The sequence below is a fragment of the Streptomyces sp. NBC_00344 genome (assembly GCF_036088315.1).
Lineage (GTDB): Bacteria > Actinomycetota > Actinomycetes > Streptomycetales > Streptomycetaceae > Streptomyces.
Genome location: NZ_CP107996.1, coordinates 3411049 through 3436851 on the forward strand (window position 1 = coordinate 3411049; position 25803 = coordinate 3436851).

Consider the following 25803-nt stretch of genomic DNA (forward strand, 5'->3'; position numbering starts at 1 on the left):
GCCGTTGGTCCTCGCCACCGGCCCCGGGCTGGAACGAGCCCTGCACACGTCACACCGAAGGGCACAGATCACGTCTGGGTCGTGTGGGGGAAGTAGCGGCGTCCGCCCGGAGGGCGGGCCCCGCGGCGTCCGGAGCGTGCCATCGCAGGGCGGAGGAACGGGCCGCGGGACGTACCCGGGCGGCTCCGACAACGCAGCGAGTTCGCGTGCCGGAAGCCGCGGGGCAGCCGGGACTTTCACACACGCCCAGGGGCGACTACACGCCCCGCATGAGTACCGCCGGCTGCTCGACGCAGTCGGCCACATACCGCAGAAAGCCTCCGGCCGTTCCCCCGTCACACACTCGGTGATCGAAGGTCAGGGACAGTTGCACGACCTGTCGGACCGCCAGTTCGCCGCTTCGCACCCATGGCTTCTCCATGATCCGTCCCACCCCCAGCATCGCCGCCTCGGGATGGTTGATGATCGGCGTGGATCCGTCGACACCAAACACTCCGTAGTTGTTCAGAGTGAATGTGCCTCCTGTCAGCTCCGCCGGAGTCAGCGCCCCTGTCCTGGCCGCTTCGGTCAGCCGACCGAACTCCTCGCTGAGGGACTCCGTCGACCGCCCGTGCGCATCCCGCACCACCGGCACCACCAGCCCGCGCTCCGTCTGAGCGGCGAAGCCCAGATGGACCGAGGGCAGACGCACGATCTCCCGGGCTGCCAGGTCCACCGTGGAGTTCAGCTCCGGGAAGCGGGCCAGGGCCGCCGTGCAGATACGGGCCAGCAGTGCCAGCACCGAGATTTTCGGACCGCCCACCGCATTCATGGCCGCCCGCGTGGCCATGAGCTCGGTCGCATCCGCGTCGACCCAGCATGTCGCGTCCGGTATCTCACGCCGGCTGCGCGAAAGCTTCTCCGCTACAGCGCCACGGACTCCGCGCAGCGGAACCCGAACCGCCTGCCCGTCACCCACCTGCTGCGCACCCGTCGGCACCGCTTCCCCTGCCGAGGCAGCTTCCGGGGCGCGTATCGCGTGCTCCACATCGGACCGCAGGATCAGCCCGTCCGGACCACTGCCGGTCAGCGCCCTCAGATCGACGGCGTGTTCACGCGCCAGCCGTCGCACCAGCGGCGAGATCACAGGAATGGGTCCGAGCCCGGCGGAAAGTGAATCCGCAGCCGGCACCTGGGCAGATCGGGGGGCACGAGCAGGCGCAGGGGCCAGGGCCGGGGCCTGAACAGCGGCCGGAGCCGCAGCGGCAACGACTGCGGCGGGCTCAGCTGCCACCCGTACCCGCCGCCTCCGGGGGGCCACCGCCCCGCCTGTCCCGTACCCGACCAGAACGTTTCCGGATGCGTCGCCGCCGGCGTCACCGAGCGGCTCCGTGGACCCCACGGCCACCGTCAGAAGCGGCGCCCCGACCGGGAGCTCCTTGCCCTCCTCACCGAATCGGGCCGTCACCACGCCGCCGTAGGGGCATGGCACCTCCACCATCGCCTTCGCAGTCTCGACCTCGACGACCGGCTGATCGACCGCGACGACGTCGCCGACCGCCACCAGCCATCGCACGATCTCCGCCTCGGTGAGCCCTTCCCCGAGGTCGGGCAGCTTGAATTCCAGGACCTGGGGCATCAGCTCGTTGCCTCCCACTGCAGCCGTGCGACCGCGTCCAGCACCCGGTCGACCCCCGGCAGATGGTGACGCTCCAGCATCGGCGGCGGATACGGGATGTCGAATCCGGCGACCCGCAGCACCGGCGCCTCGAGGTGGTGGAAACAGCGCTCAGTCACCCGGGCGGCTATCTCCCCGCCCGGCCCGCCGAACCCGGACGACTCATGGACGACGACAGCCCGTCCGGTGCGCCGTACCGAGGCGCAGACCGTCTCGTCGTCGAACGGGACCAGCGAGCGGATATCCACGACCTCCAGGTCCCAGCCCTCGTCACGCGCGGCATCGGCTGCCTCCAGACAGACCGGAACAGACGGTCCGTACGTCAGCAGCGTGGCGCTGCTTCCCGCGCGCCGCACCACCGCCCGGCCTATCGGCTCCACCTCGGCCGGCGCGTCCGGTGACCACTCGGCCTTCGACCAGTACAGCCGCTTGGGCTCGAGGAAGATCACCGGGTCGTCGGAGGCGATCGCCTCCCTGAGCAGTCCGTATGCGTCGGCAACCGTCGAAGGCGTGACGACATGGAGCCCCGGAGTCGCCATGTAGTACGCCTCGGACGAGTCGCTGTGGTGCTCCACTCCGCCGATGCCGCCCCCGTAGGGAACCCGCACCACGATCGGCATCGGCAGCGCACCCCGGGTGCGGTTGCGCATCCGGGACACATGGCTGATGAGCTGCTCGAAAGCCGGATAGGCGAAGGCGTCGAACTGCATCTCGACGACCGGCCGCAGCCCGTACATCGCCATCCCGACGGCCGCCCCGAGGATCCCGGCCTCCGCGAGGGGCGTGTCCGTACACCGGTCGTCGCCGAACTCCTTCGCCAGCCCGTCGGTGACCCGGAAGACCCCGCCCAGCGTCCCGACGTCCTCTCCCATCACGTGCACGGTGGGATCGGCCGCCATCGCATCGCGCATCGCCCGTTGCAGCGCCTGTGCCATCGTGGCCGGTTTCGCTGCCACTGTGGTCATCGACCGTCCTCCGCGTCGAGCTCGGCGCGGAGCTGCTCGGCCTCGGAACGCAGCTGCGGCGTCGGCGTCGCATAGACCTGCGCGAAGAGATCCATGGGAGCGAGGAGCGGCTCTGCGTTCATCTGTTCACGCAGAGCCGCGGCCATGGTGTCGGCCGCCTTGCTCGCGGACTGTATGCGCTCTTCACCGAGCAGCCCCCGACCCGTCAGCTCACGCTCGAGCAGGAGGATCGGATCATGCCTGCGCCAGGACTCGACCTCGGCATCGCCGCGGTAGCGGGATGCGTCATCCGCGTTGGTATGGGCCTCCATGCGGTAGGTCACCGCCTCGACCAGAGTCGGACCGCCCCCGGAGCGCGCCCTTGAGACCGCGTCGGCCAGCACCACATGCATCGCCGCGACGTCGTTCCCGTCGACCAGCCGACCTGGCATGCCGTATCCCACGGCCTTGTGGGCCAGTGAGGGGGCCGCTGTCTGCTTGGCGAGCGGCACAGAGATAGCGAAGCCGTTGTTCTGCACGAGGAAGACCACCGGAGCCTTCCAGACCGCGGCGAAATTAAGCGCTTCGTGGAAGTCGCCCTCGCTGGTCCCGCCGTCTCCGACCATGGCGAGAGACACCACGTCGTCCCCGGCCAGCCGTGCGGCGTGGGCCAGCCCCACGGCATGCGGAAGCTGCGTGGCGAGCGGAGTGGACAGCGGCGCGATCCGGTGCTCGCGCGGGTCGTAGCCGGTGTGCCAGTCGCCGCGGAGCAATGTCAGCGCCTCGACGGGATCGAGACCGCGCGCCACGGCCGCCAGGGTGTCGCGGTAGCTGGGGAAGAGCCAGTCCTGCTCTTGGAGGGCGAGCGCAGCGGCGATCTCGCACGCCTCCTGCCCGGTGGAGGAGGGGTAGACGGCCAGTCTGCCCTGCTTGGTGAGCGCGGTGGCCTGGGCGTTGTATCGCCGGCCGTGCACCAGGGCGTCATAGAGCCGCAGCAGCAGCTCGCTGTCGAGCCCGTCCACGGCGTCCGTACCGAGTACCCGGTACGGCTCGGGGTCCGGGAGCAGCGGCGCTGGGTCGGTACGAAGTTTCCATGCCGGGTGGGCAGTAGCACCGGGCAGCTCTTGGACCGTCATGCCAAACACCTCCTCGTGGGAGTGGGAGGGCGCACCGATGTGTGATGCGCCTCACCTACCGATTGTTCGGTCGAAAGCGCATTTTGGCTACTGACACCTTCAGCCTGTGGACAAACGGTTCTCCACAGCTTGGGATAGAGGCAGGTCGTCCATGATGGAGAGGCGGGGGCCGATGGCAGCTGAACAAATGGCCGACGAGGGCGAGCCTCGCCCCGCGCGGCCGCTGGACGCCATCGACCGGGACATCCTGCGCATCCTGCAACAGGACGGACGCGCTTCGATACGCTCCGTGGCCGACCGCGTCCATGTGTCCCGTGCCAATGCGTACGCCCGGATCAACCGGCTCATCGACGACGGCGTGATCCGCGGCTTCAGCGCTCGGGTGAACCATGAAAGGGCAGGCCAGGGCTCCTCCGCCTACGTCACCCTCAAAATCGTCCAGAACTCCTGGCGCACCGTGCGCAAGCAGCTCACCGAACTGCCGGGCACCGCCCACATCGCGCTGGTCAGCGGTGATTTCGATGTGCTCCTGCTGGTCCACAGCGCGGACAACAGGGCTCTGCGCGAGCTGGTGCTCACCAGGATCCAGGCCATTCCCGAAGTGCTCTCGACGCGCACCCTGCTGGTCTTCGAGGAGACCGACCTGGATCCGGCGAAACCCTCCGGCGCCACCATGGGACCGCCCCCCGGGGCGCCGCAGGGACAGCCCCCCGGGCCCGCGAACCGTACGTCTTGAGCCAGGGCCTTCACTCTGGCGGGATTCCTCTCGACGCCGAGAGGCGCGACCCCGCTGCGAAGAGCCGCTGATCATGTCGAGACCGAGCCGGGACGGGCGTGCCGGCTCCGTTGCACCCCTGCGGGGGCTGACGGCGCGCCGTCGGCCTCCCCCTCCGGCGGTGACGGCCTTCTGCCGCCACGGGTGGACATGCCCCGCATTCGGTGGGCGAAAGCGATCCCGGTGGTGCAGCGGCCGGTCACAGGGCCGTGGGCGCCGAACCCGAGCGCGCCCTTGAAGGCGATGGCGCGGAATCCGGCCCGGGCGGGCGTAGGACAGCCGAACATCTCCGCAGCGCGACCGTGCGGGCCTCGGGCTCAGCGCCCCATTCCGGCCCACCGCACTCGGTCGGCGACGCCGCCCCGGCCGGGCGGAGGAAGAAGCCGGACATCTGTCACGCGGGACAGATGCCATGAATAACGCGGTCCGTGCCCCCGCGCCCTCACCGGGCCGGAGTGGAGCGCAGCCCCTCGAAGGCCAGCTGAACGACCGTCTCGGCCAACTGGTCCGTATCAGGGGCGGATCCCGGCTGCGGGCGCCACCATTCGACGAGTGAGTTGATCATCCCGAAGAGCAGCCGGGTGGCCAGCCGGATGTCCACGTCGGAGCGGAGATCGCCCTCGGAGACCGCGGCCTTCAGCAGACCCGCCACCCGCTGGTCGAAATCCCGGCGCCGCTCCATCGCCCACCGCTCGGTCGACGTATTGCCGCGTACCCGCAGCAGCAGAGTGACGTACGGGAGCTCCGCCATCAGCACCTCGACGGTGCGGCGCGTGACGTATTCCACCTGCTCGATCGCGCTTCCCCGGGCCGCCGCCGGCTCGTCCAGCACTCCGAAGAGGCCGTCTATCGCGCGGCTGACCGCGCGCCTCAACAGCTCCTCCTTGCCGGTGACATGGTGATAGATCGAGGACTTGGAAATTCCGGCGGCCTTGGAGAGGTGCTCCATGGACGTGCCGTCGTAACCACGCTCGTTGAAGATGCGGACGGCTACGGTCAGCAGTGAGTCAGGCGTGTAGGTGTCTCTCCTGGGCGTGGTCATGATGCTGTCTCGCCCTTCTCCTGAGGGACGTACGACTGCCGGTAAAGGGCCAGCGACGGTGCATAGCGGCCGCCCGGGACACGGGCGTGCAGCTCATCCAGCAGTTCGTGTGCCCAGGCACGGCCGAGTCTGTGACCCCACTCGACCGGCCCCAGCGGGTAGTTGACACCCAGTCGCATCGCCGTGTCGATGTCCTCGGCGGATGCGACACCCTTGGCCACGGCATCGGCGGCCAGATCCACCAGCATCGCCACCGTGCGAGCGACGATCATGCCCGGCACATCACCGATGACGCTGACCTTCTTGCCGACCGCCTGGAAGAGACCGATCGACTGCCGGAGGGTCTCCCATCCCGTGACCTCGGACGCGGAGAGCGCGACCCTGGTCGCCGCCCGGTAGTCGAGCGCCAGATCGAAATAGACCACATCGCGGAATTCGGCAGAGGTCTGACCGTCGGCGAGCACCAGCTGGCCACCGCTGGGCAGCACGATCCTGCAGCCGCTGTCCTCGTCGTCCTCGCGCACCGTGATCCCGGCCTCCCGGAACATCGCGACCAGCTCCCCGGCGGGGCCGAGGTCGCCTTCCACGGTGATCGTGGAGGGCGGTTCGGTGGCCGGTGCGGTGTGCGGCTCGGGCCGTGCGGCGTCTTCGCTGTACGGGTACCAGCCGCGGCCGCTCTTGCGGCCGTGCAGTCCGGACTCGACAAGGCGCCGCTGCGCGAGGGACGGGCGGAACTTGGGGTCCTGGTAGAAGGACTCCCAGACCGAGCGGGTGACCGCCTCGTTGACGTCCTGGCCGATCAGGTCGGTGAGCTCGAAGGGCCCCATCCGGAAGCCCCCCGACTCCCGCAGCACCGCGTCGATGGTGGCGGGATCGGCGCCCCGCTCCTCGTACACCGCGAAGGCCTCGGCGTAGAAGGGGCGTGCGATGCGGTTGACGATGAAACCGGGAGTGTCGGTACAGCGGACCGGGGTCTTGCCCCAGGCCTTCGCCGTCGCCCAGGCGCGTACGGCGCTCGACTCCTCGGTCGCGAAGGCGCTCACCACCTCGACCAGAGGCAGCAGCGGAGCCGGATTGAAGAAGTGCAGACCCACGAAACGGCCCGGGTGCTTCAGCGCGCCCGCGATGGCTGTGACGGAGAGGGAGGAGGTATTGGTCGCCAGCAGACAGTCGTCGGCCACCAGGTGTTCAAGTGCGGCGAAGAGCTCCTGCTTCACGGGGAGTTCTTCGAGGATCGCCTCGATGACGAGGGCCGCGCCGGCGAGCTCCGCCAGATCTGCCGCCGGGTGCAGCCGGTCCCGCGCGGCGTCCCGCTCCGCCGCGGTCATCCGCCCCTTGACGACCAGCCGGTCCAGTCGGCCGGTGATGGTCGCTGCGGCTGCCTCGGCGCGGCCCGGTGCGGTGTCGTGCAGGAGCACAGGATGCCCGGCGACCAGCGCGACCTGGGCGATGCCCTGGCCCATCGTGCCGGTGCCGACCACGGCGACGGTGCGATGCGACGCAATGGCGGTCGTGTGTGCGGTGGCGGTCATGGGTGCGATCTTCCCGTACGGAGTTATCCACAGTCCCGGCGGACCCCCTTGTCCCGACCGATCGTTCGGTTACTCTAACTCTGTCCACCTGTTCTGCGCAGCTCGATGACTCGAAGAGGGGTTGTTCCGCGATGCAGCTGACCGAGCTGTCCGAAACCCACCGGCCCACACTCGACCAGGCCCTCGAGGCGATCCGTACGCGTGCGTACTGGTCGCCGCATCCCGAGCACCCCAAGGCGTACGAAGGGGACGGCAAAGCCGCCTTCGACGCCCTGCTCGGCAGCCGCCTGGATCTGGGCCAGCCGGGTACGGACGACTGGACCGGCGGAGAAGTCTCGCCGTACGGAATCGAGTTGGGCGTCACCTACCCGCATCCGGACCTTGACGTCCTGCTGCCCGCCATGAGCGCGGCGACGGGCGCATGGCGGGAAGCAGGCCCGGAAACCAGGGCGCTCGTCTGCCTGGAGATCCTGGCGCGCATCAGCGCCCGCACGCCCGAATTCGCCCACGCGGTCATGCACACCAGTGGTCAGGCGTTCATGATGGCGTTCCAGGCGGGCGGCCCGCACGCACAGGACCGCGGCCTCGAAGCAGTCGCCTATGCATACGCCGAACAGGCCCGCACGCCCGCGGCAGCCGAATGGTCCAAACCGCAGGGCAGGCGTGAGCCACAGGAGCTGCGGAAGAACTTCACGGCGGTAGGACGCGGCATCTCCCTGCTGATCGGCTGCAACACCTTCCCGACGTGGAACGGCTACCCCGGCCTGTTCGCCTCACTGGCCACCGGAAATCCGGTCCTGGTGAAGCCGCACCCACGTGCGGTCCTGCCGCTCGCGCTCACCGTCCAGGTGGCCCGCGAAGTGCTCTCCGAGACCGGCTTCGACCCGAACCTGGTCGCACTCGCCGCCGAGCGGCCCGGCGAGGGAATCGCCAAGACCCTTGCCGTACGCCCGGAGATCAGGATCATCGACTACACCGGGTCGACCGCTTTCGGGGATTGGCTGGAGGCCAACGCCCGCCAGGCCCAGGTCTACACCGAGAAGGCCGGGGTCAACACCGTCGTCATCGACTCGACGGACGACTACCAGGGCATGCTCTCCAATCTGGCCTTCTCGCTCTCCCTCTACAGCGGCCAGATGTGCACCACCCCGCAGAACCTGCTGATCCCGGCGGCCGGCATCACCACGGACTCGGGGCCCAGGACCTACGACGAAGTCGTCACCGACCTCGCAGCGGCAGTCGGCGGCCTGCTCGGCGACGACGCCCGCGCGAACGCCCTGCTGGGCGCGCTCGTCAATCCGGATGTGAAGGCGCGTCTGGACGCCGCGACCGGACTGGGCGAAGTGGCACTGCCCTCGCGAGAGATCAGTCATCCCGACTTCCCGGGAGCAGTGGTCCGCTCGCCCGCGATCGTCAAGCTGGACGGCGCCCGCAAGCACTGGGACACCGAGGACGCCGACGCGGCCTATCTCTCCGAGTGCTTCGGTCCGGTCTCCTTTGCCGTATCGGTGGACTCGACACGATCCGCCCTCGATCTGCTCCGCCACACGGTCCGCAACAAGGGAGCAATGACGGTCGGCGCGTACACCACGTCACCCGAGGTGGAGCGAGCGGTCGAGGAGGTCTGCCTGGAGGAGTGCGCTCAGCTCTCGCTGAACCTGACGGGCGGGGTGTACGTCAACCAGACAGCGGCCTTCTCGGACTTCCACGGCTCCGGCGGCAACCCCGCGGCGAACGCCGCGCTCTGTGACGGGGCGTTCGTGGCCAACAGGTTCCGGGTCGTCGAGGTACGCAGGCAGGCCTGACGCAGACCCTCGGCTGAGCGTCCTGTCACTGTCCGGCGGGCAGGACGCTCAGCCGATTTCCGCGTACCGCTGGATCCAGGCGTGCATCGCGATCGCCGCGGCGGCACCCGCATTGATCGAGCGTGTCGAGCCGAACTGCGCGATCGAGCACACCATCGATGCGTGCTTCCTGGCCTCCTCCGTCAGTCCCGGCCCCTCCTGCCCGAACAGCAGCACGCAGCGCCGCGGCAGGTCGGTCCGCTCCAGCGGTACCGCACCCGGAAGATTGTCGATCCCGATGATCGGCAGGCCCTCGGACTCCGCCCAACCGGTCAGCGACTCCGTGTCCGGATGGTGCCGCACGTGCTGGTAGCGGTCGGTGACCATCGCCCCGCGCCGGTTCCAGCGCCGCCGCCCCACAATGTGGATCTCCTTGGCGAGAAACGCGTTGGCGGTACGCACCACCGAGCCGATATTGAAATCGTGGCCCCAGTTCTCGACCGCCACATGGAAGTCGTGCCGCCGGACGTCCAGGTCCGCGACGATCGCCTCATGCGTCCAGTACCGGTATCCGTCGACCACATTGCGCCTGTCCCCGCCGGCCAGCAGCTCCCTGTCGTACCGGTCGTCCTCGGGCCACGGCAGCGGATGCGGGCCGACACCGATCTCGGGCGCGAAGCCGTCGTCGTACTGCACCGGCTGCTCAGCCGCTTCGGGCGTCACCGGTTCTTCGGGGGAGATCTCGCTGCTCACCCCACGAGCGTACGGGGCTGTTCGTCCTCGGTCGCACGCCTCTGCCCGACCACTCCCGCCCCCGGCCTCATCCCGGCGCGAGAGGCCAGCCTGGCCGCCAGTGCACCCAGCCACCTCAGGAACCCGGTCGGCAGGAACACGGCGTCCGCCGCGATCATCGCCAGCGAGAAGAACGGCAGCCCCAGCAGAACCGCGATGGCGGCGTGCTCCAGCATCATCGCGGCCAGCAGGACGTTCTTGACCCGCCGGTTGAAAAGCGTGAACGGGAAAGCGACCTGAACGATGACGGTGCCGTATGTCAGCACCATCACCATCACACCGCTGCTCGCGAGCAGGGAGGAGAGCGCGGGCCAGGGAGTGAAGTAGTCCAGGTTGAGCGGATAGTAGAGGGCGGTGCCGTCCTGCCAGCGGGAGCCCTGGATCTTGTACCAGCCGGCGGTCGAATAGATCAGGCAGACCTCGACCATGATGACGACCAGGGTGGCGTTGTGCGCCAGATTCGCCACGACATCGAGAAAAACGCGGGGCTGGCCCGGGGCGTAGCGGCAGACCATCCACCACGCTCCCTGCAGCAGCCACATCGCCCAGAAAAACAGCTCCCAGCCACCGCTCATCTTCCCGAGCAGTGTGACAACGACGAGGGCGAGGCCGAGCACGGCCCACAGCGACGGGCCGACGCGGTCTCTGACGACGGCTGGTGAAGTGCTCCCGACGCCTGCGGCTTCGGCCGCTTCGGCAGCTCGCGCCGCGCGCCGCGCGTCCAGGGACCACACCTGTGAGCAGCGCGTCATCACCAGATACGTCGACATCAGATGGACGACGTTGTCCCCGCCGTCCCCGAGGAAGATGGACCGGTTCTGCAGCGAGAGCACGCCGATCATGAACAGCACCGAGGCCACCCTGGTGTGCCAGCCGAGCAGCAGCAGCAGACTGGACAGCACGGCTATCGCATACACCAGCTCGAACCACGCGGTGGAGTCCGTCCACATCAGCAGGGTGAAGGCGTGGTTGCCGTCAATGAGCTGCTGCGCCATGTCCCAGCTCCACGGGGAGTGCGGACCGTACAGCTCGCGGCGGTGGGGCAGCTCGCGCAGCAGGAAGAGCAGCCAGGTCACGGAGAATCCGATCCGCACAACAGCGGTCTGATACCGCCCGAGTGCGGCTGCTGTGATGCGCTGGACGGCCCTCGCGGCCGTCTCGCTGACGACTGAGTTCACCGGCCGGCCTCCGTCCGGTCCTCAGGGGTGACGGTCCACCAGCCGAAGACGCGATAAGAGGTCCTTGTGTCGATCTTCTCGGTGCTCCACGGCGGAGCCTTCACCGCGGATGTCGCCGAGCGGACCTGTATCCGCTCGACCGTGGACCCGGCCTTCCGCACATCGTCACTCAACCGCATGACGACAATGCGGCGGATGTAGCGCTCCGAGAGCTCGCCCCGCTGCCCGATCGGCTTGTTGTCGTCCGTGTGTGACCCCGTGAAGAAGTCCCAGCCCCGGCGCAGCTCGTTCTGGTCGACATGACTGGGGAGCAGGCTGCCGTGCAAGGCGGCTCCGTCCTCGGCCGACAGATCGGTCCAGCCGGTGGTGGTGAGCCCGCCGTCCGCGCTCCGGACCTCGGCGCGCGCCTGGACGTCGATGTTCTGCTGCAGCGGATTGGGGGCGAAGAGCTTCCAGTTCTGTTCGAACTCCGGATACACCCAGTCGTCGACCTCTTTCCCGTACTTCTTGCTCACCGTGTTCGACGGTGCGACATGCAGAAAGACCATCGAGAGATGGACAGCTGTCAGCACGAGGACGAACCCGAGCGCGAGGGCCGCGGCAACCCTGTACGGAAGCGACAGCGCAAGAATCCCCTGCGCAGGCGGTAGCTCCGCCGGGTGCTGGATCTCGGACGGGTGCCTGACCTCGGAGGGGTGCCGGACCTCAGCCGCACGCCCTGTCTCGGTCGCGTGCCCTGTCCCAGCCGCGTGCCGGACCTCGTTCGGGTGCTGCGAGGAGGGCGGTGGCGGGAGGGGGAGCGAGGGCCGGTCGTGCTGCTCGTGCGGCTCGGGCGGCCCGCCCGCCCCCGGCCTGCCGCTGTCGTACGAATCCATCCCGCCCCGATCCCTTTGGTGCCCGCCGGTCCCCAGGTCAGTTATCCACAGGCTTGACACCCTAAGGGCCCGCGCCTCACCATTGAAGTCCATGAACCGAACGATCGGTCGGTAGGGGGATCGCAATGGCGACAGTGGCATACGGGACAGCCGGGGCAGCACCTGCCTCACATGACCCCGCATCGGCCGAGGCGGCAGCCCAGGCAGCGTTCGATGCTGCGGTGGCCGCGGATGAGCGCATCGAGCCGCGGGACTGGATGCCGGACGCCTACCGGGCCTCACTCGTCCGCCAGATGGCCCAGCATGCGCACTCCGAAATCATCGGAATGCAGCCCGAGGCAAACTGGATCACCCGCGCCCCCTCGCTGCGGCGCAAGGCGATCCTGATGGCGAAGGTGCAGGACGAGGCGGGCCACGGCCTCTACCTCTACAGCGCGGCCGAGACTCTGGGCACGGGACGGGACGAGCTGCTCGACAAGCTCCACTCGGGCCGCCAGAAATACTCGTCGATCTTCAACTACCCCACGTTGACCTGGGCCGATGTCGGAGCAGTGGGCTGGCTCGTGGACGGCGCCGCGATCACGAACCAGGTACCGCTCTGCCGTTGCTCGTACGGGCCGTACGCCCGCGCCATGGTGCGTGTCTGCAAGGAGGAGTCGTTCCACCAGCGTCAGGGTTTCGAGCTGCTGCTGACCCTCAGCCGGGGCACGGAAGCTCAGCACGCCATGGCGCAGGACGCGGTGGACCGCTGGTGGTGGCCGTCGCTGATGATGTTCGGTCCGCCCGACGACGAGTCGGCGCACTCCGCGCAGTCCATGGCCTGGAAGATCAAGCGCCACTCGAACGATGAGCTCCGTCAGCGCTTCGTGGACATATGTGTCCCCCAGGCCGAAACCCTCGGGCTCACTCTTCCCGACCCGGATCTGCGGTGGAACGAGGAGCGCGGTCAGCACGACTTCGGCGCCATCGACTGGACCGAGTTCAAGGAAATCCTCAAGGGCAACGGGCCCTGCAACGACCAGCGGATTACCCAGCGCCGCCAGGCACACGAAGAAGGCGCCTGGGTGCGCGAAGCGGCGACCGCGTACGCCGTCAAGCAAGCCGCGAGACAAGAGGAGGCGCACTCATGACCGCCGGATCCAGCAGCACAGGGGCGGCGGAATGGCCGCTGTGGGAGGTGTTCGTGCGCTCCCGGCGGGGCTTGTCCCACACCCATGCGGGAAGCCTGCACGCCCCGGACGCGGAAATGGCCCTGCACAACGCCCGCGACCTGTACACCCGCAGGAACGAAGGCGTCTCGATCTGGGTGGTCCCCTCCGCTGCCGTGACCGCGTCCTCACCCGACGAGAAGGATTCCTTCTTCGAACCGGCCGGTGACAAGCCCTACCGTCACCCGACGTTCTACGAGATCCCGGAAGGGGTGCAGCACCTGTGAGCGCGGCTCTCGCCCTGGGCGACGACGCACTGGTGCTCTCTCACCGGCTGGGAGAGTGGGCCGGACATGCGCCGGTGCTGGAGGAGGAGGTGGCGCTCGCCAACATCGCGCTCGATCTGCTGGGCCAGGCACGAGTGCTGCTTTCTCAGATGGGCGACGAGGATGAGCTCGCCTACCTGCGCGAGGAGCGTGCCTTCCGCAACCTTCAGCTCGTCGAGCAGGAAAACGGCGACTTCGCGCACACCATCGCCCGGCAGCTGTACTTCTCCACCTTCCAGCGACTGCTGTACGGAGAGCTGGAGGAAGCCGGGGACAGTTCCCTCGCTCCACTGGCGGCGAAGGCAGTCAAAGAGGTCGCCTACCACCAGGACCACGCCGAGCAGTGGACACTGCGGCTCGGTGACGGGACATCCGAGAGCCATGAGCGAATGCAGCGCGGAATCGATTCGCTCTGGCGCTTCACCGGCGAGATGTTCCAGCCACTCGAAGGGCTGGACCTGGACTGGCCGGGGCTGGAGAGCAGCTGGCTCCGGTCCGTGACCTCCGTGCTGGAGCGCGCGACGCTGTCCGTGCCCTCCGGAGCGCGGACCGGTGCATGGTCCGCGGGGGCCGGGAGGCAGGGACTGCACACCGAGCCGTTCGGGCGCATGCTCGCCGAGATGCAACATCTGCATCGCAGCCATCCGGGGGCGACATGGTGACCACCACGCCCCTTGAGGAAGAACTTCGCAGGCTGGCCGGATCAGTACCCGACCCAGAACTTCCGGTGCTGACACTGGAGGAGCTGGGTGTGCTGCGCGGCGTGGAGGTTCTCGGCCCCGGCCGGGTCCTGGTCGAGCTCACCCCCACCTATACGGGCTGTCCCGCGATCGAGGCGATGTCCGCGGACATAGAGCGGTTGCTGAACGAACACGGCATACCGGAAGTCTCCGTGCGCACGGTCCTCGCCCCCGCCTGGTCGACGGATGACATCAGTGCCGAGGGCAGGCGCAAGCTGACGGAGTTCGGCATAGCGCCCCCACGGCCAACGGGTCCTGTCGCGCTGGCACTTTCCATCCGCTGCCCGAACTGCGGATCGACCGACACCGAACTGCTGAGCCGCTTCTCCTCCACGGCCTGCAAGGCGCTGCGCCGCTGCGCCTCCTGCGGTGAACCCTTCGACCATTTCAAGGAGTTGTAGATGTTCCATCCGCTCCGGGTCGGCGCAGTCGAGCGGCTCACGGACGATTCGGTGGCCATCACCTTCACCGTGCCACCCGAACTGCGCGAGATCTTCCGCCACACACCAGGCCAGCACATCGCTCTGCGCCGCACAGTGCGCGGCGAGGAGATCCGGCGTACGTACTCGATCTGCACCCCGGCCGCCGGAGCAGTCGGCGAGCCGCTGATACGGGTGGGAGTGCGCCTGGTGGAGGGTGGTGAGTTCTCCACCTATGCGCTCAAGGAACTCGCCGTCGGGGACACCCTCGAAGTGATGGAGCCGATGGGCCGCTTCGCCTTCGAGCCACGTCCCGGCAGGTTCGCGGCGATCGTCGGCGGCAGTGGCATCACCCCGGTGCTCTCCATCGCCGCGACTCTGCTCGCCCAGGAGCCGAATGCCCGGTTCTGTCTCATCCGCAGTGATCGCACCGCGGCCTCGACGATGTTCCTCGACGAGGTCGCTGATCTCAAGGACCGCTGGCCCGACCGCTTCCAGTTGGTGACCACGCTCTCCCGGGAGGAGCAGCAGTCCGGATTGCCGTCCGGCAGGCTCGACCAGGAGCGCCTGTCGAGTCTGCTTCCTGCATTGCTGCCGGTCCCGGAAGTGGACGGCTGGTTTCTGTGCGGCCCCTTCGGTCTGGTGCAGGGCGCCGAACAGGCACTGCGCAATCTCGGGGTAGACCGGACCCGTATCCACCAGGAGATCTTCCATGTGGATGACGGAACGGCACCTGCCCCGATGCCGTCCGCGAACGTGTCCCCGGCGCACAGCACTCTGACCGCTACGCTCCACGGGCGGTCGGGCAACTGGCCGGTGCGGGAGGCGGATTCACTGCTCGATACGGTGTTGCGAGCCCGTCCCGACGCCCCGTACGCCTGCAAGGGCGGGGTCTGCGGGACCTGCCGGGCCTTCCTGGTGAGGGGAGAGGTGCATATGGACCGCAACTTCGCCCTCGAGCCCGAGGAAACCGAGGGCGGCTATGTGCTGGCCTGCCAGTCCCATCCGCTGACCCCTGAAGTGGAGTTGGACTTCGACCGCTGACGCCGTTCCCATCGCGACCCGCCGCCCCGCCTGACACCCCGGCCTGAACACCTGGCCTGACACAGTCAGGAGCGGCGGCGGATCCGATGCGGAAGGACAGTATCGGCGTACCGGTTCCTCACGCGGCCGAGAACAGCTCACGGGGGAGGACCGGCGAACGGCGCCCTCGCTGCCGGCCCACCACAGCTGAAGACAGCATCAGAGCACGAAGGCCGGGTTGCCGCTTTCCGTGACGATCGGACGCCCAGCGCCTTCCCATGCGAGCATGCCGCCGTCGACGTTCACCGCGTCGATGCCCTGCTGCACCAGATACTGGGTCACCTGGGCGGAGCGACCGCCGACCCGGCAGAGCACATACGCCTGCCGTCCGTCCGCCACGGCTTCCGTCACCTCTCCGAAGCGGGCCACGAAGTCACTCATCGGGATATGCAGCGCACCTTCGGCGTGCCCGGCAGCCCACTCGTTGTCCTCGCGGACGTCCAGCAACAGACCGTCGGCGGGCACCTTCGCAACGTCCACCTGGGGCAGCGAGGCGAAATTCATGGGTCAAGCCTTCTCTCGTACGTACGTGGCGAGGGTCACCGGGAACGCTACTGCACCATCTCGGCCAGCTCGGCCTCGCGCTCCGAGACCTGCGCGAGCAACTGCTCGGCAATCTCTTCGAGCAATCGGTCCGGATCATCGGGTGCCATCCGCAGCATGGCGCCGATCGCACTCTCCTCCAGCTCACGGGCGACCGCGGACAGCAGCTCCTTGCGCCGGGACAGCCACTCGAGCCTGGCGTAGAGCTCCTCGCTCTCGCTGGGCTTGACCTCCGGGACAGGCCCGGCATCCCATTCCACGATCAGCTCCCCGAGCTGAACCTCGTCGCCGAGCGCGTAAGCCGCGTTGACGCGGGTGATGAACTCGTCCCGCCGATCGCGATCCGCGTCATCCTGCGCCAGATCGGGATGCGCCTTGCGGACCAGCTCACGATAGAGCTTGCGCGCCTCTTCACTCGGCCGCACCCGCTTCGGCGGCTGCACCGGCTGTCCGTTCAGCATGGCCTGGGCCTCGGGCGACAGCCCGTCGGAGTCGATCCAGTCGTGGAACAGCTCATCAACGCCGGGCATGGGCATCACCATCGCCCGTGCTTCCTGGGCCTTCCGCAGATCCTCCGGATCACTGCTGAGCGCGGCCTTCGCCTCGGCCAGCTGTGCGTCGAGCTCGTCCAGGCGCGCATACATCGGACCGAGTCTTTGATGATGCAGCCGGGAGAAGTTCTCCACCTCCACCCGGAAGGTCTCCACCGCGATCTCGAACTCGATCAGCGCCTGCTCTGCGGCGCGCACGGCCTTCTCCAGCCGTGCCTCAGGCCGCTGCTCGCCCATGGGCTGCCCGCTCCGCTCGTCGTCGTTCCGGGTCGTCGCTACCCCGGTGGCATCCTCGGTCACCCGACCAGCCTACGGGCGCCCCGGGCTCGACGGTCACACTCCCTGTTCAGCCGCTATCCTGCCCTGCCGCACCGCCGCAACCAGGTCCGCATGATCGGCCTCCGTACGATCCGCGTAGGCCACCGCGAACCCGGCCACCGCCTCGTCCAGCTCCTCATTCTTGCCGCAGTACCCGGCTATCAGCCTCGGGTCGGCACTGTGTGCGTGCGCCCGCGCCAGCAGAGCGCCTGTCATCCGCCCATAGTCATCGATCTGGTCTGCTGCGAGCGCCGCAGGATCCACGCTCCCCTTGCGATTCCGGAACTGGCGCACCTGGTAGGGCTTCTCGTCAACGGTCGTCCAGCCCAGCAGACTGTCACTGACCACCTGCATCCGCTTCTGCCCCAGCACTACGCGCCGCCCGTGGTGCTCGGTCTGCACCGGCTCAAAGCCGGCCGCCGGGAGATACGGCAGCAGGGCCGAGGCCCGCGCCTCCTTCACCTGGAGCACCAGTGGCTCGCCACGGTGGTCGAGCAGCAGCACGACGTACGACCGGGTGCCCACACTGCCGGTCCCGACCACCCGGAACGCCACATCGTGGATCGCATACCGCGCGAGCAACGGAAGCCGGTCGTGCGGAAGAGATGCCAGATACTCCTCCAGGGCCCCGGCCACCCTGGCCGCCTCCTCGTCCGGGACCCGGCGCAGCACCGGCGGTGCGTCGACAAAGGTCCGGCTTCCGTCGCCGCCCTTGGTGGTCGCCTTGGCGGCGAAGCGCGCACTGGTATTGCTGCGAGCCTTCTCCGATACCCGCTCCAGCGTGCCCAGCAGATCCCGTGCATCCGCGTGCGAGACCAGTTCCTCATCGGCTATCGCGTTCCAGGCATCCAGCACGGGCAGCTTCGCCAGCAACCGCATGGTGCGCCGGTAGGCCCCCACCATGTCGAAAGCCCCTGCCCGGCAGGTGTCCTCGTCGGCCCCCGCTTCCCGCCCGGCCAGGACCAGAGAGGCCGCGAGCCGCTTCAGGTCCCACTCCCACGGGCCGATCTCGGTCTCGTCGAAGTCGTTCAGATCGATGACCAGCCGCCCCCGTGCATCGCCGTACAGGCCGAAGTTCGCCGCGTGTGCATCACCGCATATCTGGGCGCTCACCCCCGTGAGGGGCGTGCCCACCAGATCGTGCGCCATCAGCCCGGCTGCGCCGCGCAGGAAGGCGAAGGGAGTGGCCGACATCCGGCCGACCCTTATCGGGGTGAGTGCGGTCACCCTGCCCCGGTTCGACTCCTCGACTGCCTGCACGGCGTCCGGCCTGCCGTCGGGAAGTACCAGCGAGTTGTGCGAGGAGCGGGGAACCCGCTTCCTGAGCTCCTTACCCTCACGCTTCGGCGAGGCCACGGATCCCGACGCGGATGCGGCTGTCGAAGGGGCGAGCGCCCGTCGTGCAAAACCGGCCACCGCTGGAACACGTGCGATCTGGCTCATGGAGTCCCCCGCCCTCGAACAACACCAACTGCCCATGACCGTACAGTTGCCGACCGCGGATGGCTTCGCCCCCGTGGACAACGGGCCGGTTGTGGAAAAGTCGATCACACGGCGACCGCTTCCTCCAGCTCTTCCTCCTCCTCCAGTTCCGTCTGCTGTGCCCTTCCCGCCGCAGGGCTTGATGCGTTCTCCCCTGTCGCCGGGCCCGCATGACGTCCCCTTGCCACCGCACCGTTCCATGGCTGCTCGGCAGACCTGCGACGGCCTGCCTCGGCCAGCGCCGCCACGCCCAGCAGGGCCAGACCTGCCACGAACCAGAGGGCCAGCACCACCAGTTCGCTGTCCAGCGCACGGCCGGCGAAGTACACATGGCTCCGGACGCCCTCGACGAAGCCCGCGCCGTTCCAGAAGGAGTGCAGCGCCCCGAAGAAGCCGGGCTGGAGCTCGGGCCGGAAGATCCCGCCGGAACTGGTGAAGTTGAGCATGACGAACAGCACCATCACACCGAGCGTCGTCCACCGCTTCAGGAAGGTGTGCAGCCCCACCCCGATCGCCAGGATGCCGGCCGAGTAGAGCCAAGCCATGGCCCAGATCCCGCCGAGTCCATGGTCGACCAGGTGGAACATCGGCCCGGCGAAGGCGGCACCGATGACACTCACCACCAGCGACATGCCCAGAGCGAGCAGCGCCCTGATCCGCAGCGGCAGCGCACCGCCCGCTCCGCCGATCACGGCCACCGATGCGTAGGAACCGATGCTCAGCGCGACCAGCAGGAAGAAGATGCCCTGCCCGGTCGGATCACCGCTCGCGGGCGGCACCACATCGGTGACCTTGAGAGGCTCACCCTGTCCGGCTGCGACCTGCGTGAACACCTTCTCCACCGCCGTGGCCGTGGTGTCGGACGATGCGGAGGCCACGATCAGTTCGGGCGTCTTCCCGTTGGGAACGAAGGCGCCGTAGATGTCCTGGTCCTTCAGCTGCTGTACGGCGGTGCCGCGGTCGGCGACGGTGCTGACCGCCAGCGCGCCGTGCCCCTTGTCCTGCAGCGTCTGCGCCAGCACCTGGGAACTGGGCGCCGAGCCCACGACCGAGACATGCAGTTCATGGGGTTCCGGTGCGTGGAACGCACCCAGGTAGGCAAGTCCCATACCGATGCACATCAGCAGTGGTGTCACGAGATGGCCGAGAACATGGCGCAGATCAGCCCCTGTCCCCACCGCACCGCTACGTGGATCTGCGGACATCGACACCCTCCAGTTAGTTGGCTTTTGCAACTCTAATTGAGTTGTACTATACAACTATCCACGAGGAGGGCAAAAAATGACCAGCGACGACACACAGCGGCACGACACATCCGTCGACACGATTCAGAGAGAGCTGACCGCTTTCGCCAGGCGCGCCCGCGCGACCGCAGCACTGCTCCACCCCGAGCTGCCGCTGGTCTCGTACACCTTGCTGGCCCATATCGATGAACGGCAGGGATGCCGGGCAACCGATCTCGCGGCTCACTACATGCTCGACAAGTCCACAGTCAGCCGGCAGCTGGCAGGTCTGGAGAAACTGGGGCTCGTCGAACGCCGACTCGCCCCGGACGATCAGCGCGTCCAGGTTCTGCACCCCACCGAAGCCGGCACCAGGACCCTGGCCTCAACTCAGGGAAGCCGGCGCGCCGCCGTTCGCGAGCGCCTCGCCGACTGGAGCGAGGAAGACCTTGAGCGATTCGCCGCCTACCTGCTGCGCTACAACACCGCTGAGCCGTCCTAGCAGGGGCGATTCTCCGCGGGCAGATAGGCGTCAGCCCACAATCCGAGTTCATTGAGAGCAGGCTCGAGGCCTCGACCCGCCTCGGTCAACCGGTACGAGACACGAAGGGGCGGCCCCTCGTCGACTTCGCGCACCAGCAGCCCCGCCATAGCGAGTTCGGTCAGCCTGTCGGACAGCATCCGCTCACTGATCCCCGGGATCGCCCTCCGCAGATCCGCAAAGTACACCGGCTGCTGCATCAGGACGGCCACGATCAGCCCGGTCCAGCGCTTGCCCAACAGCTCGAAGACGCGCGTGATCGCCCCGCCGACCTGCTGACACGCCTGCTCGCTGTGTTCCGCCATGCCCTCAGAGTACTGATTGCCGCCCTCATTGCGGATGGACTGCAAAAAAGTAAGGGACTATGTTATCTATAGGTACGAACAGAAATTAGACAGCGCACCACCGCATCCCCAGGAGCACACCATGGCCACCCTTCTGCACATCGACTCAGCCGTCTTCCCCCAGGGCTCCGCATCCCGGGAGGTAACTGCCGCCTTTGTGAGCGCTTGGCGCGAACAGCACCCCGATGGCAAGGTCATCTACCGGGATCTGGCCGCCAGCCCCCTGCCGCACCTGGACGCCGCCACCGCCGCATCAGGTATCGAGTCCCCGCTGCGGGCGGAACTCGCCGCTGAACTGGCCGACGCCGACGCCGTGCTCATCGGCGCTCCGATGTACAACTTCTCGATCCCGTCCACCCTCAAGGCGTGGCTCGATCACGTGATCATCGTCGGCCACAACGCCGCCACCGAAGCGAGCCCCTTGGCGGGAACTCCGTTCACCGTCGTCGCAAGCCGCGGCGGCTCCTACGCCCCCGGCACCCCCCGCGAGGACTCCGAGTTCGTACAGAACTACCTGGAGAAGCTGCTCACGAGCATGTTCGCCGCGGAAGTCGACTTCATCGTCCCGGAGCTGACCCTGGCCGCGTCACAGCCCTCGATGGCTCAGCTCATCCCGCTCGCTGAGGCCTCCCGCGCCAAGGCCCTCGACGACGCCACCACGAAGGCCAAGGCCCTCGCCGCGCGTCTTGCCGCCTGACGGGTACCACGCAGGGAACCCCCGTGGAGGCCGGCAGTCGGAAAAGGCCGGGTCGTGGAGACCGGGTCGGGAGGCCGACGGTCACATGGGGGTTTCACGTGAAACAACTTGCGCCGCTGCCCTTGCGCACTGGCACCCGCAAGAAGGCGAGATCGCGAACCGCGCGTCAGCCCCGACAGGCATGGAACTGGCCGTCGTCAGCGTTGCCGGGTATGCGGTGCGAGGAAGCCGCGGGTCTGCTTGGGGCTTCCTCGGCCGCCGTTGGCGGAACGGTGGCCGTGGCGCCCCAACCTGATGCCCTGTCACCTCGCGAGCACGGCGGCTCACGAGGGGCTCGCTGTCCATCCTGATCGTGAAATGGACGTGCCCGTGCAGCCTCGGTCGTGATCGCCCCTGTTGGGGATCCGCTTCGCCCTGGCGGACACGGTCTGGTCGACCGCGCTTCGGGTGAACCTCGACATAGACGTCTTCTCTCGAGTCGGCTCGTACGACCGGGATGGGATCCCAGGCCTTACGGCGGTGGCTCTCGCCGCCCAGAAACCGAGAACTCGTCTGCCGCGATGCTGACAAACACCGCCAGTCCCCGCGCGGCCGTCGTCGGCTGTTCCAACACCGCCCTCGCCCCGGTACTGGCGAGCGTGCTCGCCGCACGAGGCACCAGCGCCCTGGTCGTGCGCGGCGAAGACGGCCTCGCCGAGATCACCACCGCAGCTCCCACCACCCTCTGGATCGCCGACGGCGGCGGGTCGGGGGCCCCGGGGACGTTCTCGGCGGCAAAGGATTTCGGCTGCTCTGCACCCAGCAAGGTCCTCAGCCTGTCGCCACCGGCACGCCCACCCCCTGCCCGGGACACCTGGAACGGTCCCTACGGCTTCAGCGCCATCCTGATCGCCGTCCGCAACCCCGACCAGCCCGGAGCGCCGCTCCCCGAGTTCCGCGGACCCCGAGCTGCTCTGCGTTTCCTCCGTCGGAAAACGGTCCTCAAGGGCCGCCTCACCGCAACAAGGGCCGCCTCACCGCAACCGACCTGAACCCTTACCGACAGCAGGCCAGAAGCACGAAGCCCCACTGCCGACGGCCACGCCCGCGACAGTCACACGTCCCGGCCCGAAATCAGGCCACCAAGGCCCGGAGAAAGCAGAACGGCCCGCATCATCATGATGCGGGCCGTTCCATCGGTGATACTGGACACTTTTCATCGGCGTCCTGTTGTGCGCGAGGGGGGATTTGAACCCCCACGTCCCTAAGGACACTGGCACCTGAAGCCAGCGCGTCTGCCGTTCCGCCACTCGCGCAAGTGGTGTTTCCGAAGCTCTCTCACTGGTTTGTGCGATCGCCTGGCGACATCCGGAAGATTAGCACGCTGGACAGGGTGGATTCACATCCGTTGTTCGACCGCCCGGGGCCGCGCTCCGCGCCCGGCGGCGACCCGTGCCTCACCCCGTGGAACGGCGGCCGCTCGCCCCCACTCCTCATGGGTGCACGCGGTGTGCGGGACACTGTCTGTAGGGCGCCTCTACGATCCGTGTGAGAGGTGACACTCATCGAGCAGGCAGACAAGGGGAACCAGCCGTTTTCCCCACGCGTGGATACGATCAGTAAGCAGTACCAGGACGACAGCGACGGAGGAGGTGCCTCATGGGAGTCATGAAGAAGTTCGAGCAACGTCTCGAAGGTCTGGTCAACGGCACCTTCGCGAAGGTGTTCAAGTCCGAAGTCCAGCCGGTCGAGATCGCCGGCGCGCTCCAGCGCGAGTGCGACAACAACGCAACGATCTGGAACCGCGAGCGGACTGTCGTGCCCAACGACTTCATCGTCGAACTGAGCACACCCGACTACGAGCGGCTCAGCCCGTACTCCGGCCAGCTCGGCGACGAACTCTCCGGGCTTGTCCGCGACTACGCCAAGCAGCAGCGGTACGCCTTCATGGGCCCCATCAAGGTCCATCTGGAGAAGGCCGAAGACCTCGACACCGGGCTCTACCGGGTCCGCAGCCGCACGCTGGCCTCGAGCACGAACCAGCAGAGCCCCGAGCGCGGCCCGACGGCACCTGCGGCGCCCCAGCGCGGAAACCAGGGCAGCTACGGCTATCCGCCCTCGTCGCCCCCGCCCATGCCCGCCGCACCCCCGCCCGGAGCCAATCGCGGAGATCACCGGACACCGGCGCCGGGCCCCATGCCGAGCACCCGGACACGGCGCTGGATCGAGATCAACGGCACCCGCCACCAGATCTCCCGCGCCACCCTGGTTCTCGGCCGCAGCACCGAAGCGGACGTACGGATCGACGACCCCGGCGTATCGCGCCGGCACTGCGAGATCCGCGCCGGTTCGCCATCGACAATCCAGGATCTCGGTTCCACCAACGGCATCGTGGTAGACGGACAGCACACCACCCGCGCTACGCTCCGCGACGGCTCGCGGATCGTCGTGGGCAATTCCACCATCGTTTACCGGCAAGCCGAAGGGTGAAGCGGGGGCAATGTCAGAGCTGACCCTGACGGTCATGCGGCTAGGTTTCCTAGCTGTTCTGTGGCTGTTCGTGATCGTGGCCGTCCAGGTCATCCGCAGCGATCTGTTCGGAACGCGCGTCACGCAGCGCGGCTCACGCCGCAACGCCGACGCCCGTCCGCAACAGGCCGCACGGCAGGCCTCAACGCCGCCGCAGCAACGCCAGCAGACGGCCGCCGGCCGCCAGCGCCGCGGTGCACCCAGCAAACTCGTCGTCTCCGAGGGCACGCTGACCGGCACGACGGTTGCCCTGCAGGGGCAGACCGTCACGCTGGGCCGGGCACACGATTCAACAATCGTCCTGGACGACGACTATGCGTCCAGCAGGCATGCCAGGATCTACCCCGACCGAGACGGCCAGTGGATCGTCGAGGATCTCGGGTCCACCAACGGCACGTATCTCGACCGGACCCGGCTGACCACCCCGACACCGATCCCGCTGGGCGCACCGATCCGCATCGGCAAGACCGTCATCGAGCTGCGGAAGTAGTACGACAATGAGCGAGCGGAGCGAGCGAGCCGCAGCGGTCCCGGCAACGGACCTCAGCGCGCTCCCGACCGGAGGGTGGGCAGTGTGGCTCGAGACCGGTTGTACCCGGAGCCGACAGGCGAGGTGCGCATGAGTCTTTCCCTGCGCTTCGCCGCCGGATCGCACAAGGGCATGATCCGCGAGGGGAACGAGGACTCCGGCTACGCCGGCCCCCGGCTCCTCGCCATCGCCGACGGAATGGGCGGCCAGGCCGCAGGCGAGGTCGCGAGCTCCGAGGTCATCTCCACCCTCGTGACCCTCGACGACGACGTCCCCGGCTCCGACATCCTCACTTCGCTCGGCACCGCCGTACAGCGGGCCAACGACCAGCTCCGCATGATGGTCGAGGAGGATCCCCAGCTCGAGGGCATGGGCACCACGCTCACCGCGCTGCTGTGGACCGGCCAGCGCCTCGGTCTGGTGCACGTCGGCGACTCCCGCGCCTATCTGCTGCGCGACGGCGTTCTGACGCAGATCACCCAGGACCACACCTGGGTACAGCGCCTCGTCGACGAGGGCCGGATCACCGAGGAAGAGGCCACCACCCACCCGCAGCGGTCCCTGCTGATGCGCGCGCTGGGCAGCGGCGAGCATGTCGAACCTGATCTCTCCATCCGTGAGGTCAGGGCGGGCGACCGCTATCTGATCTGCTCGGACGGCCTCTCCGGCGTCGTGTCCCACCAGACGATGGAAGACACGCTCGCCAGCTACCAGGGCCCCCAGGAGACCATCCAGGACCTCATCCAGCTCGCTCTGCGCGGCGGCGGCCCCGACAACATCACCTGCATCGTCGCCGATGTCCTCGATGTCGATTCCAACGACACCCTGGCCGGACAGCTCAACGACACCCCGGTCATCGTCGGTGCAGTCGCCGAGAACCAGGCACAGCAGCACGACGACGGATCGATGCAGACCCCCGCAGGACGAGCGTCCGGACTCGGCCGGCCCGTGCCCCCGCCGCCCGCTCCCGGCGGCTTCGGCCCTCCCGGCAGCGGCGGAGGCTACGGCGCGGCGCCCGACGGGAGCTTCGGCTCGTACACCGACGATGACTTCATCAAGCCCTCCCGCGGCCGGAAATGGATCAAGCGGACGCTTTACGTGGTCCTGGCGCTCGCGGTGATCGGCGGCGGGCTCTACGGCGGCTACCGCTGGACGCAGACGCAGTACTTCGTCGGTTCGAACGAGAAGCACGTCGCCCTGTACCGGGGCATCAGCCAGGATCTCGCGTGGGTCTCGCTCTCGAAGGTCGACAAGGACCACCCCGAGATCGAACTCAAGTACCTCCCGCCGTACCAGCGCAAGCAGGTCGACTCGACCATCACCGAAGGCAACCGCGGCCAGGCCGAAAGCAAGATCAACGAGCTTGCCCAGCAGGCCAGCGCCTGCAAGAAGGACGCCGAGCGCCGTAAGGCGGAGGAACAGAACAGCGCGACGACCGGACCGGGCAAGACCGGTGGCACCACCGGCGGCGCAAGCACGCTGCAGTCCGCCGGGAACACGACGACCGCAACACCGAAGCCCAGTGCGACACCCAAGCCCAGCACGACGCCCACGCCAGGCCCCAGCCTCTCCGAGGATGAAAAGAAGCTGGTCCCGTTGTGCGGCAAGCAGTAGAGCCGTAGGGGGCCTTTCACCA

26 protein-coding genes and 1 tRNA gene are annotated in these 25803 nt (G+C 68.1%); 13 read left to right on the top strand and 14 right to left on the bottom strand.

Translation table 11 applies throughout. The features are described from left to right. Nucleotides 1–256 precede the first annotated feature (256 nt). The 3 genes from OHS16_RS15330 to pdhA are packed head-to-tail and all read right to left on the bottom strand — an operon-like array spanning nucleotide 257 to nucleotide 3737. A complete protein-coding gene (locus OHS16_RS15330) occupies nucleotides 257–1618 on the bottom strand; it encodes a dihydrolipoamide acetyltransferase family protein (RefSeq protein WP_328537771.1) in 1362 nt (453 codons plus the stop codon). Further along, nucleotides 1618–2622: an alpha-ketoacid dehydrogenase subunit beta gene (locus OHS16_RS15335; protein WP_328537772.1), complete on the bottom strand. Its 1005-nt coding sequence runs from the start codon at nucleotides 2620–2622 to the stop codon at nucleotides 1618–1620. Before OHS16_RS15335 ends, OHS16_RS15330 begins: the two co-directional genes overlap by 1 nt. After that, nucleotides 2619–3737, bottom strand: a complete 1119-nt coding sequence (gene pdhA / locus OHS16_RS15340) for a pyruvate dehydrogenase (acetyl-transferring) E1 component subunit alpha (protein WP_328537773.1) — start codon at nucleotides 3735–3737, stop codon at nucleotides 2619–2621. Before pdhA ends, OHS16_RS15335 begins: the two co-directional genes overlap by 4 nt. Before the next feature lie 172 nt (nucleotides 3738–3909). On the opposite strand from pdhA, the gene OHS16_RS15345 reads away from it, so the two are divergent. After that, nucleotides 3910–4473: an Lrp/AsnC family transcriptional regulator gene (locus OHS16_RS15345; protein WP_328537774.1), complete on the top strand. Its 564-nt coding sequence runs from the start codon at nucleotides 3910–3912 to the stop codon at nucleotides 4471–4473. A gap of 481 nt (nucleotides 4474–4954) precedes the next feature. Here OHS16_RS15345 and OHS16_RS15350 read toward each other — a convergent pair whose 3' ends face one another. After that, a complete protein-coding gene (locus OHS16_RS15350; protein WP_328537775.1) occupies nucleotides 4955–5554 on the bottom strand; it encodes a TetR/AcrR family transcriptional regulator in 600 nt (199 codons plus the stop codon). Beyond that, nucleotides 5551–7086, bottom strand: coding sequence for a 3-hydroxyacyl-CoA dehydrogenase (locus tag OHS16_RS15355; protein ID WP_328537776.1), 1536 nt, complete (start codon nucleotides 7084–7086; stop codon nucleotides 5551–5553). Before OHS16_RS15355 ends, OHS16_RS15350 begins: the two co-directional genes overlap by 4 nt. Before the next feature lie 131 nt (nucleotides 7087–7217). On the opposite strand from OHS16_RS15355, the gene paaN reads away from it, so the two are divergent. Further along, nucleotides 7218–8891: a phenylacetic acid degradation protein PaaN gene (gene paaN, locus OHS16_RS15360; RefSeq protein WP_328537777.1), complete on the top strand. Its 1674-nt coding sequence runs from the start codon at nucleotides 7218–7220 to the stop codon at nucleotides 8889–8891. Nucleotides 8892–8939: 48 nt separating this feature from the next. Here paaN and OHS16_RS15365 read toward each other — a convergent pair whose 3' ends face one another. The 3 genes from OHS16_RS15365 to OHS16_RS15375 are packed head-to-tail and all read right to left on the bottom strand — an operon-like array spanning nucleotide 8940 to nucleotide 11715. After that, the gene (locus tag OHS16_RS15365) at nucleotides 8940–9623 is read right to left on the bottom strand and encodes a TrmH family RNA methyltransferase (protein ID WP_328537778.1); all 684 of its coding nucleotides are present in this window, start codon (nucleotides 9621–9623) and stop codon (nucleotides 8940–8942) included. Next, nucleotides 9620–10840 (bottom strand): HTTM domain-containing protein, encoded by a 1221-nt coding sequence (locus tag OHS16_RS15370; protein ID WP_328537779.1) that lies wholly within the window; start codon nucleotides 10838–10840, stop codon nucleotides 9620–9622. The genes OHS16_RS15365 and OHS16_RS15370 overlap by 4 nt, the downstream gene beginning before the upstream one ends. Continuing rightward, nucleotides 10837–11715 (bottom strand): DUF5819 family protein, encoded by an 879-nt coding sequence (locus OHS16_RS15375; RefSeq protein ID WP_328537780.1) that lies wholly within the window; start codon nucleotides 11713–11715, stop codon nucleotides 10837–10839. The genes OHS16_RS15370 and OHS16_RS15375 overlap by 4 nt, the downstream gene beginning before the upstream one ends. A 125-nt stretch (nucleotides 11716–11840) precedes the next feature. Here OHS16_RS15375 and paaA point away from each other — a divergent pair, with 125 nt between their 5' ends. Genes paaA through OHS16_RS15400 form a run of 5 tightly spaced genes read left to right on the top strand, consistent with a single transcriptional unit; the run spans nucleotide 11841 to nucleotide 15392 of the window. Then, nucleotides 11841–12845 (top strand): 1,2-phenylacetyl-CoA epoxidase subunit PaaA, encoded by a 1005-nt coding sequence (gene paaA / locus OHS16_RS15380; protein WP_328537781.1) that lies wholly within the window; start codon nucleotides 11841–11843, stop codon nucleotides 12843–12845. Further along, nucleotides 12842–13150, top strand: a complete 309-nt coding sequence (gene paaB / locus OHS16_RS15385) for a 1,2-phenylacetyl-CoA epoxidase subunit PaaB (protein ID WP_328537782.1) — start codon at nucleotides 12842–12844, stop codon at nucleotides 13148–13150. The genes paaA and paaB overlap by 4 nt, the downstream gene beginning before the upstream one ends. Then, entirely contained in the window at nucleotides 13147–13851 is a 705-nt protein-coding gene (gene paaC / locus OHS16_RS15390; protein ID WP_328537783.1) for a 1,2-phenylacetyl-CoA epoxidase subunit PaaC, read from the top strand. Before paaB ends, paaC begins: the two co-directional genes overlap by 4 nt. Continuing rightward, nucleotides 13845–14330, top strand: a complete 486-nt coding sequence (paaD, locus tag OHS16_RS15395) for a 1,2-phenylacetyl-CoA epoxidase subunit PaaD (RefSeq protein ID WP_328537784.1) — start codon at nucleotides 13845–13847, stop codon at nucleotides 14328–14330. Before paaC ends, paaD begins: the two co-directional genes overlap by 7 nt. Continuing rightward, on the top strand, nucleotides 14331–15392 hold the full coding sequence (locus OHS16_RS15400) for a 2Fe-2S iron-sulfur cluster-binding protein (protein WP_328537785.1): 1062 nt from the start codon (nucleotides 14331–14333) through the stop codon (nucleotides 15390–15392). 198 nt (nucleotides 15393–15590) lie between these two features. Here the strand turns inward: OHS16_RS15400 and OHS16_RS15405 are convergent, their stop codons facing one another. From OHS16_RS15405 to OHS16_RS15420, 4 genes are all read right to left on the bottom strand, one after another. Continuing rightward, nucleotides 15591–15935, bottom strand: a complete 345-nt coding sequence (locus OHS16_RS15405) for a rhodanese-like domain-containing protein (protein WP_328537786.1) — start codon at nucleotides 15933–15935, stop codon at nucleotides 15591–15593. A gap of 47 nt (nucleotides 15936–15982) precedes the next feature. Further along, the gene (locus tag OHS16_RS15410) at nucleotides 15983–16762 is read right to left on the bottom strand and encodes a hypothetical protein (RefSeq protein ID WP_443042765.1); all 780 of its coding nucleotides are present in this window, start codon (nucleotides 16760–16762) and stop codon (nucleotides 15983–15985) included. Between the two features lie 96 nt (nucleotides 16763–16858). After that, entirely contained in the window at nucleotides 16859–18286 is a 1428-nt protein-coding gene (locus OHS16_RS15415) for a DUF2252 domain-containing protein (protein ID WP_328537788.1), read from the bottom strand. 104 nt (nucleotides 18287–18390) lie between these two features. Next, on the bottom strand, nucleotides 18391–19530 hold the full coding sequence (locus OHS16_RS15420; RefSeq protein WP_328537789.1) for a hypothetical protein: 1140 nt from the start codon (nucleotides 19528–19530) through the stop codon (nucleotides 18391–18393). 76 nt (nucleotides 19531–19606) lie between these two features. On the opposite strand from OHS16_RS15420, the gene OHS16_RS15425 reads away from it, so the two are divergent. Beyond that, nucleotides 19607–20050 carry a MarR family winged helix-turn-helix transcriptional regulator gene (locus OHS16_RS15425; RefSeq protein ID WP_328537790.1) on the top strand — a complete coding sequence of 148 codons (444 nt, stop codon included), beginning with the start codon at nucleotides 19607–19609 and terminating at the stop codon, nucleotides 20048–20050. Here the strand turns inward: OHS16_RS15425 and OHS16_RS15430 are convergent. After that, nucleotides 20047–20394, bottom strand: coding sequence for a winged helix-turn-helix transcriptional regulator (locus OHS16_RS15430; RefSeq protein ID WP_328537791.1), 348 nt, complete (start codon nucleotides 20392–20394; stop codon nucleotides 20047–20049). The two genes, OHS16_RS15425 and OHS16_RS15430, sit on opposite strands and share 4 nt — an antisense overlap. 121 nt (nucleotides 20395–20515) lie before the next feature. On the opposite strand from OHS16_RS15430, the gene OHS16_RS15435 reads away from it, so the two are divergent. Both OHS16_RS15435 and OHS16_RS15440 read left to right on the top strand, forming a co-directional pair. Further along, nucleotides 20516–21130, top strand: coding sequence for an FMN-dependent NADH-azoreductase (locus OHS16_RS15435; protein WP_328537792.1), 615 nt, complete (start codon nucleotides 20516–20518; stop codon nucleotides 21128–21130). A 560-nt stretch (nucleotides 21131–21690) separates the two neighbouring features. Next, the gene (locus tag OHS16_RS15440; protein ID WP_328537793.1) at nucleotides 21691–22161 is read left to right on the top strand and encodes a hypothetical protein; all 471 of its coding nucleotides are present in this window, start codon (nucleotides 21691–21693) and stop codon (nucleotides 22159–22161) included. 181 nt (nucleotides 22162–22342) lie between these two features. On the opposite strand, the gene OHS16_RS15445 is transcribed toward OHS16_RS15440, so the two are convergent. Then, a tRNA-Leu gene (locus OHS16_RS15445) sits at nucleotides 22343–22425 on the bottom strand. Between the two features lie 343 nt (nucleotides 22426–22768). Between OHS16_RS15445 and OHS16_RS15450 the strand changes: the two genes are divergently transcribed. The 3 genes from OHS16_RS15450 to OHS16_RS15460 all read left to right on the top strand — a co-directional run bounded on the left by OHS16_RS15450 (nucleotide 22769) and on the right by OHS16_RS15460 (nucleotide 25781). Continuing rightward, nucleotides 22769–23599, top strand: a complete 831-nt coding sequence (locus OHS16_RS15450; protein WP_328537794.1) for a DUF3662 and FHA domain-containing protein — start codon at nucleotides 22769–22771, stop codon at nucleotides 23597–23599. 10 nt (nucleotides 23600–23609) lie between these two features. Further along, the gene (locus OHS16_RS15455; protein ID WP_328537795.1) at nucleotides 23610–24128 is read left to right on the top strand and encodes an FHA domain-containing protein FhaB/FipA; all 519 of its coding nucleotides are present in this window, start codon (nucleotides 23610–23612) and stop codon (nucleotides 24126–24128) included. Between the two features lie 129 nt (nucleotides 24129–24257). Then, nucleotides 24258–25781 (top strand): Stp1/IreP family PP2C-type Ser/Thr phosphatase, encoded by a 1524-nt coding sequence (locus tag OHS16_RS15460; RefSeq protein WP_328537796.1) that lies wholly within the window; start codon nucleotides 24258–24260, stop codon nucleotides 25779–25781. The last annotated feature ends 22 nt before the right edge of the window (nucleotides 25782–25803 follow it).